Genomic DNA, 14,573 nt, shown 5'->3' on the forward strand with positions numbered 1-14,573 from the left:
GAACGAACTGATGGAGAGCCAGTGACGACGAGGTATGTCGCCCCCAAGGGCGGCCGCGGGACGTTCCGCCGGATCTCTGACGCGGTCAAGGCCGCCAGCCCCGGTGACGCCGTCGTGGTCGCGGCCGGCACCTACACCGAGCAACTGGTCCTCGACCGCTCGGTGGTGATCGTCGCCGAGCAGGGACAGGGCAGCGTCGACCTGGTCGGCATCACCGGCAGCGGCCACCCGACGATCGTCGTAGAAGGACTCGAGTGCGCCCTGCGCGGCCTGCTGATCCGCGCCGCCGACGACAGCGACACCCCGGCGATCGGGATCTCCGGCGGCGCCGGGCTGCTGATCGAGGACTGTGTCGTCACCGGTAGCCGGATCCATGCCAGAGGCAACGAAGCGGGTCAGGGCTCGGACCTGAGCGGGTACGGCGTGACCTCGGTACTGGTCCGCCGGTCCAAGCTGGGCAGTGGCCGGCTGGCCGCGATGCACCTGTCCGGCCGGGTCCGGGCGCAGATCGAGGACTCCACGATCGAGAAGATCGACGGCATCGGCGTCGTCCTGTCCGGCGGCGCCTACCTCGAGGCGAACCGCCTTCGGATGACCGACACCGCCGGCTACGGCTTCCGGCTGCGGGGCGATAGCCGGGTGAAAATCACGGACTCCGTACTGCGCCAGACGGGGATGGCCGGCCTGTTGCTCGAGGACGGCTCGACCGGCCTGCTGACCGAGCTGTCGATCGACAAGGCCGGGGCAGCCGCCATCCAGGCCGGCGGGTCGGCGCGCATCGAGCTGATCGACTGCCGGTTGCGTGACGCCCAGGCCAGTGGGCTCGTGGTCCAGGATCAGGCTCAGCTGATCGCCAAGGGTTGCGTGGTCTCCGACTCCGGGGCGAACGGGCTGCTGATCTCCGACGGGGCCCAGGCGACGATGACCGACTGCCGGGTCGACAGATCGAAGTACAGCGCCTTTCATCTGACGGGTTCGGCGTCGGTGCGGCTGGACGACTGTTTGATCCGGGGTGGCGCCGAGCACGGAATCCACGCGACCGGTACGTCGAAGGTCGAGCTGGACGCGTGTGGCATCACCGATATCGGGCTGACCGCGTTGTCGATCGTGGACGAGGCGACGGTGCAGGCGGAGGACTGCCGGATCACGGGTGGCACGATCGGTGTCCACTTGGAGTCGACGGCCGCGACCAGCCTGGAGACGTGTTCGGTGGCCGCGACGACCGGGACCGGGATCGAGCTGTCCGGATCCGGGTACGTCCAGCTGAACGCCGTCCGGGTCAGCAAGACGAAGGCGGCCGGGATCGTCATCGGGACCGGCGCGAGCGCGGAGATCATCGGCAGCTCGATCGAGAAGTGCGAAGGGTCGGGCCTGGTGGTTTGGTCCGGCGTGGCTCCGACGGTGACCGGGTTGCGGGTCAACGGGGTGGCCAAGAACGGGATCTACCTGGCCGAGAAGGCTGCTGGGACGTATGCGGATTGCGACGTCGTCGGTACGAAGTACCCGGCACTGCATCTGAGCAGGGCCTGTACTCCGCTGCTGCGGCATGTGCGGATCCGGAACTGTGATGGCGCGGTCGGGAAGGACGAGGGCGCGAACCCGGTGTTCGAGGACTGCACGGTCGACGGCGCTCCGATGGCGCCCGCTACTCCTGCTTCGGCGGCCGGTACAGGGGGAGCGCAGGCGGCGCCGGTCGGGCCGGTGGGCACGCTGGAAGAGAGCATGCCGCCCGAGGACGAGAAGCTCGAGGACGTCCTGGCCGAGCTCGAGGAGCAGATCGGCCTCGGCCGGGTGAAGCGCGACGTCCAGTCGATGGTGAACCTGATGCAGGCGGTCCGGATGCGGCAGGAGGCCGGTCTGCCGGCGCCGCCGCTGAGCCGGCACCTGGTGTTCGCCGGCAACCCGGGAACGGGCAAGACGACGGTCGCGCGGCTTTACGGCCGGGTGCTGAAAGCGCTCGGCCTGCTCCGCAAGGGCCACCTGGTCGAGGTGGACCGGACAGCGCTGGTCGGCGAGTACGTCGGTCATACCGGCCCGAAGACCCAGGCCGCGGTCAACCAGGCGCTCGGCGGGGTGCTGTTCATCGACGAGGCGTATTCGCTGGCCCCGATCGGGATCGGCAACGACTTCGGCGCCGAGGCGATCGCGACGCTGGTCAAGATGATGGAGGACAACCGCGAGGACCTGGTCGTGATCGTGGCCGGCTACGTCAACGACATGGGCCGCTTCATCGGGTCGAACCCGGGATTGTCGTCGCGGTTCACCCGGACGCTGCTGTTCGACGACTACACGCCGGCCGAGTTGGTCGACATCTTCGAGTACCACGCGGGCGAGCATCAGTACGAGCTGTCCGTGGACGCCCGGACGGCGCTGTCGGAGATGTTCCAGGTACTGCCACGGGGCGAGGGCTTCGGCAACGGGCGGTCGGCGCGGCAGATCTTCCAGCAGATGACCGAACGCCAGGCGTACCGGTTGGCCACGATTACCGCGCCGACGCCGGATCAGCTCGTGTCTCTCGAGGCGGCGGACCTTCCGATCGACTACACCGCGAATTCCTGAACAGTTCTCGGAAATATTTGTTCGAACTACTGACAGTTGCCGGTAAGTCTCTTACCGTCAATGGCTATGGACGACCTCACCCGCCGTGGGCTGCTCACCGGGGCCGGCGCGATTTTCGCCGCCGGCACCGTCGGAATCCCCATCGCCTCCGCCCGCCCTGTCCGTACCGACGCGCTCACCCCGACCAAACGGTTCAAGATGAGCGCGACGACCAACGAGTTCTTCCGCAGCAAGCCGCTGTGGGGTCCGACGGTGATGCAGTCGTTCGCCTTCGACACCCCGAACAACCGGCTGTTCACCGGCCAGCTCAGATCGGGAACGCCGGCCAACAGCGGTGATCTCACGCTGAGCCAGCTGAACTTCTCCGGGACCGTGCTCGGCCACATGTACCTCAACGGCTTCGGCCATGCCGTCTCGATCGGCGCCCAGGCCGTCGGCAGTACGTCGTACATCTGGACCGAGACCGACGTGGACACCGCGAACGGGCGCGGGCGGCAGCTCTGCCGTTTTCCGTGGCAGAACGGCGCGACGCTCAGCGCATCCTCGGTGACCAAGTGGAAGCCGGTCTCCAACGGGAGCGTCTTCACGCCCGCGGTCGACCAGCGGTACGGGAAGCTCGGGGTGCGCTACTCGCTGTCTGACGGGATGCACATCAATGTCTACAGCCTCGCCGCCGCGGCGGCCGGCGACTACTCGACGGTGCTGGCGTCGTTCAAGCAGCCGGCTTTGACGTCCGGGATCGACTTCCAGGGCTGGGCGCTCTACGGCTCGTACGCGTACTTCTGGGAGGGCGAGGCCTACCCGGGCGCGCCCGACGAGACCAAGGCCAACTCGAAGCTGTGGTGCTACGACATCAACGCCGGGAAGCTCGTCGACTCGTTCCTGACCCTGGCCGGGAAGAGCCTGACCTACCGCGAGGCCGAAGGGATGGCGGTCTACGGCTCGACCGACGCGACCGCTCGCCTGTACTTCGGCTTCGCGTCCGGCGTCACCGGCGACCGCCGGGCCAACCTCTTCTACCGCAACGACCTCGTCTAGCAGGGACTACTGGGCGACGCCGTACAGGCGGTCACCGGCGTCGCCCAGGCCGGGCACGATGTAGCCCTTCTCGTTCAGGTGGGAGTCCATGCCCGCGATGACGAGGGTGCAAGGGATGTGCAGGTCGGCCAGCTCGCGCTCGATCCGCTCGACGCCTTCGGGGGCGGCCAGGATGCAGATCGCGGTGATGTGGTCGGCGCCGCGGTCGACCAGGAACTGGATCGCCGCGGCCAGGGTGCCACCGGTCGCCAGCATCGGGTCGAGCACGTAGCACTGCCGGCCGTGCAGGTCTTCCGGTAGCCGTTCGGCGTACGTCGAGGCGGCCAGCGTCTCCTCGTTGCGGATCATCCCGAGGAAGCCGACCTCGGCCGTCGGGAGCAGCCGGGTCATCCCCTCCAGCATGCCCAGACCGGCGCGCAGGATCGGTACGACCAGCGGTTTGGGGGAGGTGAGCTTGATGCCCTTCGCCTCCGCGACCGGGGTGGTGACGGTGATCGGGCCGGTCCGGACGTCCCGGGTGGCCTCGTAGGCGAGCAGCGTGACGAGTTCCTCGGTCAGCCGCCGGAAGGTCGGCGAGTCTGTCCGCTCGTCCCGCAGGGCGGTGAGCTTGTGGGCGACGAGTGGGTGGTCCACGACGAGGATCTGCATGCCGCGAACGCTACCGTCCGGCGATTCGCCGCAGGGAAGTTAGTGCCCTTTTAGGATGGAAAGGCAGTCGATTTAGGTCAGCCGCCCCCGCCCCGGGGCGCCCCTGGTAAGGGTAGAGCCGAACCGACGAGGACGGTGCCGCCCGTGCCCGAGACCGTGCCAGACAAGGGCGGTAAGTCGCCCGAACAGCTCGACCGCCTCCGCCGCCGGGCGGCCTTCCTCCGCGAACTGGACGAAGCCCGCGCCCTCCGCGCCCGGGTGACCCCGCGCCGGACCCGGGTCCGGCAGATCCGGGCCGCCATGCGCCGCGCGACGTACCACCACTGACCCGCCGTCCAGACCCGAACACTGTGAGGGGTTAACCCTCCACAGTGCGGGTTGCCTAGCCAGAGTCTGAGGGGGCAACCCGCCGTCTGGGGGGTTAACCCCTCACAGTGTTCGGGGTGAGGTGGGGATCTCGGGGAGGTGCCGATTTGTGTCGAGTGGGGGAATTGTCTCGTCTGGCGGGCGGGAGTCTGCGACCATGCAGAGGTGTCTGATCCCACGGCTGGGCCGATGACCACCACCGAGCTCGACTTCGCGGTCGCTGCCTACTCCGAGGACGGGGACTGGCTGGTCGCACCCCTGGTACTACGGGGTGAACCGGATCTGTCGGCGCTCGTCTCGGCGCTGCGGCGGTATCCCGGCGACGGTGGCGTGGTCGGGATGATCTCGGTCGACGAGGACTTCTTCATCCTGCTCCGGGTGGTCGGCGGGCGGGCCCGGCTGCTGATCTCCGACGTCACCGCCGCCACCGAGTGGCCGCTGGCCAAGCAGGTCGTCGACGAGCTCGACATCCCGCTGGCCGATGACGACGACGAGCAGGTGCCGGCCGGCGACCTCGGCATCGTCGCCGACCTGGGGATGAGCGCGATGGATCTCGGCGCGCTGATCGACGACGTCGACCTGTACCCCGAGGAGATGCTCGAGGAGATCGCCGAGGCGCTCGGCTTCGGCGACCAGTTCCACGAGGCGATCGAAGCCATTGGCTAACCCCGCCCACCGCGCGTACGCCCGGCTGATGGGCCTCGCGCTGGAAGAGGCCGAGAAGGCGCACGCCAGTGCCGACGTACCGATCGGCGCGATCGTCGTGGACGCCGACGCCCAGGTGATCGGCCGCGGGCACAACGAACGCGAACTGACCGGCGACCCGACCGCGCACGCCGAGGTGCTCGCGATCCGCGAGGCGGCCCAGCACGTCGGCGAGTGGCGCCTGACCGGCTGCACCCTGATCGTCACGCTGGAGCCCTGCACGATGTGCGCGGGCGCGATCGTGCTGTCCCGGCTGGACCGGCTGGTGTTCGCTGCGTACGACGAGAAAGCGGGTGCGGTGGGGTCGCTCTGGGACGTCGTCAGGGACCGCAGACTGAACCACCGGCCCGAGGTGATCGGCGGCGTGATGGCCGACGAAGCGGGTGCGCGGCTACGCGATTTCTTCACAGGGCACAGGTCTTGATAGCCTCTTCGGCGGTGGCGTGTCCGAGCGGCCGAAGGAGCGCGCCTCGAAAGCGCGTGAAGGGTACCCCCCTTCCGAGGGTTCAAATCCCTCCGCCACCGCCAACCACCCCCGGGTGGTAGCAACGCCGAGGACCCTGATGCTGTGTGATGCGTCAGGGTCCTCGTTTCTTTCTCCCGTGTTCTCGATCTCCGCCTCCCCACCTCCTGCCTTTGCTTTTGTTCTTGCTTTTGATTCGTTGCCGGAGGCATGGCTCCACTAAGCTGCAACCCCGACCCGAGAAGTAGAGGGCCGCTGTGGATGTCACCGAGCTCGACCGGATTCTGCTCGCCGGCGCTGCTGTTCTGCTGGTGGCGATCATCGCCGTCCGGTTGTCCGGGCGGCTCGGGCTCCCGTCGCTGCTGATCTACCTCGCGATGGGGCTGCTGCTGGGTGAGTCCGGCGCCGGGATCCAGTTCGAGGACGCGCAGCTCGCGCACGCGCTCGGGTTCGCCGCGCTGGTGATCATCCTGATCGAGGGCGGTCTGACCACCCGGTGGAACGAGGTCCGCCCGGTGATGCCGATGGGTGTCGTCCTGGCGACTCTCGGCGTGGCCGTCAGCGTCGGTGTGGTCGCCTGCGTCGCCCACTACGTCCTCGGCCTCGACTGGCAGATCTCGGTGCTCCTGGGCGCCGTCACGTCGCCCACAGACGCCGCGGCCGTCTTCTCCGTACTGCGCCGGGTCAACGTCCGTCCGCGGCTCCGGGGGATGCTCGAGGCCGAGTCAGGCCTCAACGACGCCCCCACGGTCCTCCTGGTGACTCTGGTGAGCACCGGCGGCCTCAAGGAGCACGGCCTGCCGTACTTCGCCGGCCTGGTCGTCTACGAGCTCGTGGTCGGCGCTCTGTTCGGCTTCGTGATCGGCTGGGCGGCCGTCGGCCTGATCCGCCGGGTGGCGCTCGGGTCGGCCGGTCTGTACCCGCTGGCGATCGTCTCGCTCTGCTTCGTCTCGTACGCCGGTGGCACCGTTCTTCTCCACGTATCCGGGTTCGCCGCCGTCTACGTGACCAGCCTGATCCTCGGCCGGGCGGAGTTGCCGCACCGGATCGCGACCAGGTCGTTCGTCGACGGGTTCGCCTGGCTGGCCCAGATCGGGCTGTTCGTGATGCTCGGCCTGCTGGCCTCGCCGGGGCGGATCGGGCTCAACGACGTACTGCTCGCGCTGGTGATTGGGATCGCGGTCACCGTGGTCGGACGGTTCGCGGCCGTCGCGGCGTCGGTGTCGTGGTTCCGGATCCCGTGGCGGGAGCAGACGTTCGTCGCCTGGGCCGGGCTTCGTGGCGCGGTACCGATCGTGCTCGCGACGATCCCGCTCGCGGAGGAGGTGCCACAGGCGACCCGGGTGTTCGACGTGGTGTTCGTGCTCGTGCTGTTCTTCACGCTGCTGCAGGGGCCGTCGCTGCCGTGGCTGGCGAAGCGGCTGGGGGTGCTCGACGACAACGCGGCGTACGAGGTGGACATCGACGTCGCGCCGCTGGAGTCGCTGGGCGCGGACATGCTGCAGGTGCAGATCCCGAGCGAGTCACGCCTGGCCGGCGTCGAGGTAGCCGAGCTGAGGCTGCCGCCGGGGGTGTCGATCTCGCTGGTGATCAGGGCGAACAAGGCGTTCGTACCCGAGCGCCGGACCGTGCTACGTGCCGGCGACGCCGTCCTGGTCGTCGCCCCCACCGCCTTACGAGACCAGACGGTCCGCCGCCTCCGCGCCGTCAGCCGGGCCGGCCGCCTGGCCGGCTGGTTCGGCGAACGAGGCCGCGAACAGCACTGACCCCCGAAATGCGTGAGGGGTCAGTTCGGGTTTTGGCCGGAGGGGATCGGCTGGGTGGGGCGGATGCTTGGCAGGCAGAGCGTGCTGTTCTTGGGGAGGGCGATCGAGGGGATCCCGACGTCCCGCAGGCCTGGGTAGCCGACGCCGACGACGAGGTCGACGGTGTGGTCGGAGCGGGCGTCCGCGGCGGCCTTGACCTTGCCCTTCACCTGACCGGCGATGAGGTTCATCTCGGGCGCGTTCACCGTCGTTCCGCGCAGGACGACGCCGACGACCTTGTCGCCCTTCGGCTCGTTCGCGATCTTGTTGACGTGGAACCCGCGCTTCGTCAGCACCTTGGCCACCGCTGCCGCCGTACCGGCCTTGGCGCCGCCGTTGTAGACGTTCACCGAGACCTGCTTGGGCGTCAGCCGGTCGTTCGCCATCTGGGTGTCGACACAGGTCGGCTCCGCGCTGCTCTGGGTCAGCGAGTTCCAGCCCCACCAGCCACCGCCGACCAGCACCCCAAGGAGCACCACCATCGTGATCGGCGTCCGCCAATGGATCCGCGAGTGCGGCCGTGGCTGCGCCTGGAGTGCGCTCATCTGACAGTCCCCCGACTCATTGATTCAGTCCACGACCAGAACCCGGGCGTGCAGGACGAGGCGCTGCTGCAGGGCCGCGCGCAGGGCGCGGTGCAGACCGTCCTCGAGATACATCTCGCCCTTGAACTCCACCACGTGGGCGAACAGGTCGCCGTAGAAGGTCGAGTCCTCGTCGAGCAGCGCGTTGAGGTCGAGAGTGCCCTTGGTGGTCACGAGCTGGTCGAGCCGCACCTGCCTCGGTGGCAGCACAGACCAGTCCTTCGGCTTGTACCCGTGGTCCGGGTAAGGCCGTTCCTCGCCGACGCGCTTGAAGATCACCCACCGGAGTCTAGCCGGGGATGGGGGTCGGTGAGAGGTCAGGAATGTCACCGGAAAAGTTGGGCTGAGGACTCAACCTCGAGGGGTGTTCGGGCGTCTCATGGAGTTAAGGAGAAAGAGGGGGAGAAAAATGAGGATTCTGACCCGATTGTCCGTCGGAGCGGCCGCGCTTGTCGTGGCTGTCGCCGGGACGACGATCCCGGCCGACGCGCTCACCGTCAGCCAGACCAAGGCGGCCCAGACCCGTCTGACCAAGCTCGGCTGTACCCCGGGACCCGTCGACGGCAAGGCCGGCGCGATGACGAGTGCGGCCACAGTGCGGTTCCAGGCCGCCAACAAGCTCAGCCAGACCGGCACGATCACCAGTACGACGTACTCGCGGCTGCTGGCGGCCAGTGCCAAGCGCTGTGACGTCCGGGCGGTACCGGCCGGGACCGGCTCCGGTCGCCGGATCGTGATCAGTCAGGGCCAGAACTGGGTCTGGCTGGTCGATGCCAAGGGCAAGGTGGTGCGCCAGGGCGGCATCATCGACAACCCGACGTACCTGAAGGCGGGGACGTACAAGAGCGGCGCCAAGTGCGGTCGCGCGGCCCGGATCAAGAAGAACACCGACGGCGGCAGCCTCTACCTGAACAACTTCGTCCGGTTCGCGCCGTGCGGGATCGGCTTCCACCAGATCCCGACGTACAAGAAGAACGGTGCCCAGATCCACGCGGACTGGCTGCTCGGCACGAATGCCAAGGCCTCGCACGGCTGCATCCGGGTCTCGGCCGCGATGTCGGCCACGATCTGGTCCTTCGCGGCGAGTTCCGTGTACGTAGTCGTTATCCGCTGAGTCGGGCACTAGCATCTCGAACGCACGGGGAGATGTTCCCTTCGTTCGTTCGAGAGGCACGTTGAGATGGCCGAGACAGCCGACGTCGTGGAGACCGTCAAGCAGGGGTACGCGTTCGAGGGGCCGGCGATCGAGCTGGGCGCGCTTCTGGTTGACGGCACTCCGAATCCCGAGGCGGCGGTCCGGATCCCGCTGTCGATGGTGAACCGGCACGGTCTGGTCGCGGGTGCCACGGGTACCGGTAAGACCAAGACCCTGCAGCTGATGGCCGAGCAGCTGTCGTCAGCGGGGGTCGCGGTCTTCGCGGCCGACATCAAGGGCGACCTGTCCGGCATCTCGCAGCCAGGTGAGTCGAACGAGAAGCTGCTGGCCCGGACCAAGACGATCGGCCAGGAATGGACCGGGACCGGCTTCCCGACCGAGTTCTACGCGCTCGGCGGGCAGGGCACCGGCGTACCGATCCGGGCGACCATCACGTCGTTCGGGCCGGTGCTGTTGTCGAAGGTGCTCGGGCTGAACGACGTCCAGGAGTCGTCGCTCGGGCTGATCTTCCACTACGCCGACTCCCAGGGCCTGACGCTGCTCGACCTCAAGGACCTGCGCGCGGTCATCACGCACCTGGCCGGCGATGAGGGCAAGGACGATCTGAAGGAGCTCGGCGGGCTGTCCGCTGCGACTGCGGGCGTGATCCTGCGATCCTTGATCGGGTTCGCCGATCAAGGGGCCGAGGCGTTCTTCGGTGAGCCGGAGTTCGACACCGCCGATCTGCTGCAGGTCAAGGACGGCAAGGGCGTCATCTCCCTGCTGGAGCTGCCCAACCTGCAGGACCGGCCGGCACTGTTCTCCACCTTCCTGATGTGGCTGTTGGCCGACCTGTACCACGACCTGCCCGAGGTCGGCGACGTGGACAAGCCGAAGCTGGTCTTCTTCTTCGACGAGGCGCACCTGCTGTTCGCGGACGCGTCGAAGGCGTTCCTGAGCTCGATCGCGCAGACCGTCCGGCTGATCCGGTCGAAGGGGGTCGGCGTCTTCTTCGTCACCCAGACGCCGAAGGATGTGCCGGACGACGTCCTGGCGCAGCTCGGGTCGCGGGTCCAGCACCAGCTGCGTGCGCACACGCCGAATGACGCGAAGGCGCTCAAGGCCACCGTCTCGACCTTCCCGAACTCGTCGTACGACCTTGGCGAGGTGCTGACCCAGCTCGGTATCGGCGAGGCGATCGTCACGGTGATGAACGAGAAGGGTGCGCCGACACCGGTTGCGTGGACCCGGTTGCGGGCCCCGCAGTCGTTGATGGCGCCCGCGTCGGCCGAGCAGCTGACGGCAACGGTGCAGGCATCGGCGGGTAACGCGAAGTACACCGAGGTCCTCGACCGCGAATCGGCGTACGAGAAGCTCGCCGCCCGGGTCCAGGCCGGCGCCGAACAAGCGGAAGCCGAGGCGAAGAACAAGCCGGCCCCCGAGCCCAAGGCAGCTCCGCGCGCCCAGAAGCAGGAGAAGTCCATGGTCGAGCAGGTCGTCGGCTCGTCGGCCTTCAAGCAATTCGCCCGCACCGCCGGCCGCGAAATCGTCCGAGGCCTCTTCGGCGCAGCCCGCCGCAAACGCTGAAGCAAAGCGCGTCGCGGCAACTAGGCCGCGACGCGCTCTACTGCTTTTAGAAGCCTCTCTTCAGCTTGCCTGCGGTGGCTATTGCCTTGGCCTGCTGCTCGAGTGAGCCGGTCTGCTTGGTCTTGGCACCCGGCTGACCGTCAGCCGGTACGTCGGGACGCGGCGCCCCCGCGCAGCTACTGCGGGAGCCGGGCAGGATCCCCGACCAACTTCTCCGGTGGGGTGAACGAGCGGTAGGTGCAGTTGGTCTGCCCGGCCTGCATCGCGCCCGGACCGTACGGATACTTCGTCCGGAAAAGCCGCAACTGCTCCTCGTAGACCTTCGGATCCTTCGGCCAGTCCGCCTCACACGTGACGGCGGGGAAGACACCGTTGTAGTCGTCCTTGATCGTCCCGTAGAGCACCGCCAGCGCCTTGCTCGCGTCAGTGCCCAGCGCGGGCAACTTGCCGGGACTGTTCGCCGCGTCGCGAATCTTCCCGATCAGCTCACCACTCACCGCCCACTCCGGCCGGTACCCCGAACCGCCGAGGATGATGTCGAACCAGTTCCCGTCGATCTCCGGGAAGCCGGGCGGCGCGTCCGGCCACGCGACCGGCGGTGCTGATGTACTTCCGGAGCCCGCCGCCTGCCGCCGCGCACCCCTTCTCCTGCGCCTCCGCGTCGGCCGCGATCTGCGCGAGCTGCTGGTCGGTCGGCCGGGTCTCGAACAGTGGCTCCTTCGGCGGCGCCTCACACCGCAACGACGCCTTTTTCGAGTCTCACCGGTTCACTATTCGACGGTGATGGAACAGTCACCGTGCGTGCGTCGATCATTGATCCTTGATCAAACGACTGAATTCTCAACGATTGAATTTCGTTTCCAACTGGTTATCCACAGCGCGCCGTCGCCGATTGGGACCGAACCCTTACTCGACGTACCGTGAGGGTAATGGTTGCGCAGAGTAGGCGAGCGGTACGTTCCTGGGCGCTGTGGACGCTGTCGGTCCCAGCGCTCGGAGTGGTCGTGCTCGTGGAGCTGGCCGCGATCGCGTACGGCGTCGACGCGTTCTCCGAGCTGGCGTCGTGGCGCGGGCTCACGGTCGTCTTCGCGCTGACCGCATCGGCCCTGATCTCGGTCGAGGGCGCGCGCCGGGTGGAGAGCCGGCGCCGCCGCGGTGGCCCACTGCACAAGGACCTCGCCCCGGCCTGGATGATCGCGGCCGCGCTCATCTTGCATCCGGCGCTGGCGATCCTGGTCGTGGTGCTGCTGCGGAGCTGGTGGCGGATCCGGGCCGGCAAGTGCATCCCCTATCGCTGGGTTTTCTCGACCGGTGTCTGCGTGCTCGCCGTCGGCGTCGCGCACTCCGTCTATCGGTCCGCCCTGGACTTCACCGGCGGCAGCGATCTCGGTGTGGTCGTCTCGATGGCGGGTGGCGCGCTCGCCTATCTCGTCACCGACACCCTGCTCTGCGGGCTGGCGATCTCGCTCATCGTGCCGGGCAGCAGCCGGCAGGACGCGATCGGCGACAAGGACGACCTGTGCGTCGACGCGACGGCCGGCACGCTCGGCTGCCTGCTCGCCGCAGCGACGCTGGTCAGTCCGTGGTTCGCCTTCGTGGCGATCCCGATCACGCTCACCGCCCAGCGCGCGCTGCTGCTCGGTCAGCTGGAGACCGAGGCGCAGATCGATCCGAAGACCAGCCTCGGGCGGGTCGAGTGGTGGCGCCGGCGGACCGAGGAGATGCTCCGGACGTCCCGCACCCACCGTGAGCCGATGGCCGTGCTGCTGATCGACATCGACCACTTCAAGCAGGTCAACGACCGGCACGGTCACCTGGTCGGCGACGAGGCGCTGCGCGCGGTGGCGACGATCCTGCGCTCGGCGATCCGGACCAAGGACGTGATCGGCCGGTTCGGTGGCGAGGAGTTCGTGATCGCGCTGCCCGACACCGGCCTCGACGACGCCACCGTGACGGCTGACCGGCTGCGCTCGGCGGTTGCGGCCAGCCCGCTCGCGGCGATGTGCGCCGGGGTACTGGACGACCCCGATCTCGACCCGGACCCCTTCCGCCTCACTGTCTCCATCGGAGTCGCCGTCTACCCGGCCGACGGCAGCACGGTCGACGACTTGCTGCTGCGCGCCGACCGAGCCATGTATGCCGCCAAGGCCGCCGGCCGAGACCGGGTCCGCCTGGCCGCCGACCTCCACCTCATTCCCCGGCGAACCCTGCCCGACCCAGCCGGTACGACGTCGCTCCCGCGCCCGACCCCGGCGGACCTCCAGCACCGCTAACCGGGCTTGCCCAACTGGTCGTCGGCGGTCAGCAGGTGGAGAAGGTGCCAGCCGAGATCCATGCCTTGGAGACGTACATCCCCGCATGCACGCGCAGCCACACGCTGGTCGTGCCCTGCGAGCCCGTGACGCTCTGCCCGGTGGTCTGGCACTCGACCGTCACCTGCGCTGACTTCCCTGCCATCCCGACGACCGCGCCGGCGGAGCTCGCGGAGTTGCGGATGTTCAGATAACCCGAGGTGATCGAGACCGTCCCGCGGCCGCCGTCACCCGTCCACAGGTAGGTCGCGTCGACCCACGCATTGTCGGTGAGCTTCAGCGCGTCCCAGAAGACGCCGTCGGCCAGGTCGATCCCGGCCGGGTTCGCGACCGTACGGCCGAACTGGTCCTTCCCGCCGTTGTAGCCGTTCTGGTACGCCGCTTGCGACTCGGGCTTGCCCTGCGCGAGGTCCTTCCACATCTCCCGGGTGGCGCTCGGGTTCCAGTAGTCGTCCTTGGTGTTCCACGGCCCGACGTCCCACACCGGCTCGAACGCGCATCGGCTCGCGGTGCACACCTTGACGCTGTAGCTGCCCGAGCCGTTGTTCGCCAGGCCGCGACGAGACGGCAGCGCGACGAAGTGGTCCCGGCTGGCGATCACGTGCCCGTTGGCCGTAGTACCGCCGACCAGACCCTCGCGAGTCGCGAAGACGTGCGACTTGAGCGGCGCGGCCTGGATCGTCATCCGGCCCGCGGCCGCCTTGTCCGTGGGCTGCACGCTGACGTCGCCGATCCACGGGTCGCCACCCTGCGGCGGCGCGATCACGATGATCCTGAGCTGGACCTGGTCGCTGGCGGCAGGCAGCGCGGTCGGCCGGCCTGCTTTCGCGGGGGTCCATTCCGACCACCGGTCCTTGACCAGGGCCCGTACGTCGACCTCAGCCGTCGACTGGTCCGGCGTACCGGCGGTGTAGTCGACGAGGACTGCTGAGGTTGCCTCGGTGAAGTGGACCGGAGCAAGGTTGGCGATGCCGGAGCGTTGGCGCACCTCGACGGATCCCATCGAGGCAGCGGCGTCGCCGAGGATGATCCGCTGCCCGTCGACGCGCACGTTGGTCGAGCCGTCCACGGGCTGGGCAGCCACGTTGACGGGATTGGTGAGGCTTGCTGAGCTGGGTCCGGCCGCGAGGGCGAGCGGAGCGATGGCGACGGCGGCGGCCAGACAGGCCGCCGCTCGCATCTTGGCGGTGAGATGCATGACAAATACCTCCGGGGCGGTGAAGGTCACCGGGTGCAGCACCCGGTGCACCCAATGTGACAAACAAACCGCACCCCTGTACAGCTCGTGAATAAATTTCTGAAGATTAGTTGGTGACGAACAGAACCTAACCGGTGACCCAGCGGGTTCTTACGGGTGTGACAGAGGCAGAA

At 68.2% G+C, this 14,573-nt stretch carries 15 protein-coding genes and 1 tRNA gene; 10 read left to right on the forward strand and 6 right to left on the reverse strand.

Annotation, left to right across the window (positions count from 1 at the left end; all coding sequences use genetic code 11):
* Window positions 1-21 precede the first annotated feature (21 nt).
* The gene (locus tag G3I17_RS27590; protein WP_164600526.1) at window positions 22-2,559 is read left to right on the forward strand and encodes a right-handed parallel beta-helix repeat-containing protein; all 2,538 of its coding nucleotides are present in this window, start codon (window positions 22-24) and stop codon (window positions 2,557-2,559) included.
* 66 nt (window positions 2,560-2,625) lie between these two features.
* On the forward strand, window positions 2,626-3,597 hold the full coding sequence (locus G3I17_RS27595; RefSeq protein WP_203590834.1) for a teichoic acid biosynthesis protein C: 972 nt from the start codon (window positions 2,626-2,628) through the stop codon (window positions 3,595-3,597).
* A 6-nt stretch (window positions 3,598-3,603) separates the two neighbouring features.
* Here the strand turns inward: G3I17_RS27595 and upp are convergent, their stop codons facing one another.
* Entirely contained in the window at window positions 3,604-4,245 is a 642-nt protein-coding gene (upp, locus tag G3I17_RS27600) for a uracil phosphoribosyltransferase (RefSeq protein ID WP_164600528.1), read from the reverse strand.
* A gap of 144 nt (window positions 4,246-4,389) precedes the next feature.
* Between upp and G3I17_RS27605 the strand changes: the two genes are divergently transcribed.
* The 5 genes from G3I17_RS27605 to G3I17_RS27625 all read left to right on the forward strand — a co-directional run bounded on the left by G3I17_RS27605 (window position 4,390) and on the right by G3I17_RS27625 (window position 7,545).
* Window positions 4,390-4,572, forward strand: a complete 183-nt coding sequence (locus G3I17_RS27605) for a hypothetical protein (protein ID WP_164600529.1) — start codon at window positions 4,390-4,392, stop codon at window positions 4,570-4,572.
* Window positions 4,573-4,776: 204 nt separating this feature from the next.
* The gene (locus G3I17_RS27610) at window positions 4,777-5,277 is read left to right on the forward strand and encodes a tRNA adenosine deaminase-associated protein (protein WP_203590835.1); all 501 of its coding nucleotides are present in this window, start codon (window positions 4,777-4,779) and stop codon (window positions 5,275-5,277) included.
* A 28-nt stretch (window positions 5,278-5,305) separates the two neighbouring features.
* Entirely contained in the window at window positions 5,306-5,740 is a 435-nt protein-coding gene (gene tadA, locus G3I17_RS27615) for a tRNA adenosine(34) deaminase TadA (RefSeq protein WP_164600642.1), read from the forward strand.
* 13 nt (window positions 5,741-5,753) lie between these two features.
* A tRNA-Ser gene (locus G3I17_RS27620) sits at window positions 5,754-5,844 on the forward strand.
* Between the two features lie 192 nt (window positions 5,845-6,036).
* Window positions 6,037-7,545 (forward strand): potassium/proton antiporter, encoded by a 1,509-nt coding sequence (locus G3I17_RS27625; RefSeq protein WP_164600530.1) that lies wholly within the window; start codon window positions 6,037-6,039, stop codon window positions 7,543-7,545.
* Window positions 7,546-7,565: 20 nt separating this feature from the next.
* Here G3I17_RS27625 and G3I17_RS27630 read toward each other — a convergent pair whose 3' ends face one another.
* Both G3I17_RS27630 and G3I17_RS27635 read right to left on the reverse strand, forming a co-directional pair.
* Window positions 7,566-8,129: a LytR C-terminal domain-containing protein gene (locus G3I17_RS27630; protein ID WP_164600531.1), complete on the reverse strand. Its 564-nt coding sequence runs from the start codon at window positions 8,127-8,129 to the stop codon at window positions 7,566-7,568.
* A 24-nt stretch (window positions 8,130-8,153) separates the two neighbouring features.
* Window positions 8,154-8,447, reverse strand: coding sequence for a type II toxin-antitoxin system VapB family antitoxin (locus G3I17_RS27635; RefSeq protein WP_020388608.1), 294 nt, complete (start codon window positions 8,445-8,447; stop codon window positions 8,154-8,156).
* 130 nt (window positions 8,448-8,577) lie between these two features.
* On the opposite strand from G3I17_RS27635, the gene G3I17_RS27640 reads away from it, so the two are divergent.
* On the forward strand, window positions 8,578-9,282 hold the full coding sequence (locus G3I17_RS27640) for a L,D-transpeptidase family protein (RefSeq protein WP_164600532.1): 705 nt from the start codon (window positions 8,578-8,580) through the stop codon (window positions 9,280-9,282).
* A gap of 66 nt (window positions 9,283-9,348) precedes the next feature.
* The gene (locus G3I17_RS27645; protein WP_164600533.1) at window positions 9,349-10,890 is read left to right on the forward strand and encodes a helicase HerA-like domain-containing protein; all 1,542 of its coding nucleotides are present in this window, start codon (window positions 9,349-9,351) and stop codon (window positions 10,888-10,890) included.
* A gap of 176 nt (window positions 10,891-11,066) precedes the next feature.
* Here G3I17_RS27645 and G3I17_RS27650 read toward each other — a convergent pair whose 3' ends face one another.
* Together G3I17_RS27650 and G3I17_RS27655 are read right to left on the reverse strand one after the other, a co-directional pair.
* Window positions 11,067-11,387 (reverse strand): hypothetical protein, encoded by a 321-nt coding sequence (locus tag G3I17_RS27650; protein ID WP_164600534.1) that lies wholly within the window; start codon window positions 11,385-11,387, stop codon window positions 11,067-11,069.
* Complete coding sequence (locus G3I17_RS27655; protein ID WP_164600535.1) at window positions 11,377-11,631, reverse strand: hypothetical protein; 255 nt, start codon at window positions 11,629-11,631, stop codon at window positions 11,377-11,379. The genes G3I17_RS27650 and G3I17_RS27655 overlap by 11 nt, the downstream gene beginning before the upstream one ends.
* Window positions 11,632-11,819: 188 nt before the next feature.
* Here G3I17_RS27655 and G3I17_RS27660 point away from each other — a divergent pair, with 188 nt between their 5' ends.
* The gene (locus G3I17_RS27660; RefSeq protein WP_164600536.1) at window positions 11,820-13,163 is read left to right on the forward strand and encodes a GGDEF domain-containing protein; all 1,344 of its coding nucleotides are present in this window, start codon (window positions 11,820-11,822) and stop codon (window positions 13,161-13,163) included.
* A gap of 28 nt (window positions 13,164-13,191) precedes the next feature.
* On the opposite strand, the gene G3I17_RS27665 is transcribed toward G3I17_RS27660, so the two are convergent.
* Window positions 13,192-14,400, reverse strand: a complete 1,209-nt coding sequence (locus G3I17_RS27665; protein ID WP_164600537.1) for a hypothetical protein — start codon at window positions 14,398-14,400, stop codon at window positions 13,192-13,194.
* Between the last annotated feature and the right edge of the window lie 173 nt (window positions 14,401-14,573).

Source organism: Streptomyces sp. SID13031 (assembly GCF_010548305.1).
In the GTDB taxonomy this organism is placed as follows: Bacteria; Actinomycetota; Actinomycetes; order Propionibacteriales; family Kribbellaceae; genus Kribbella.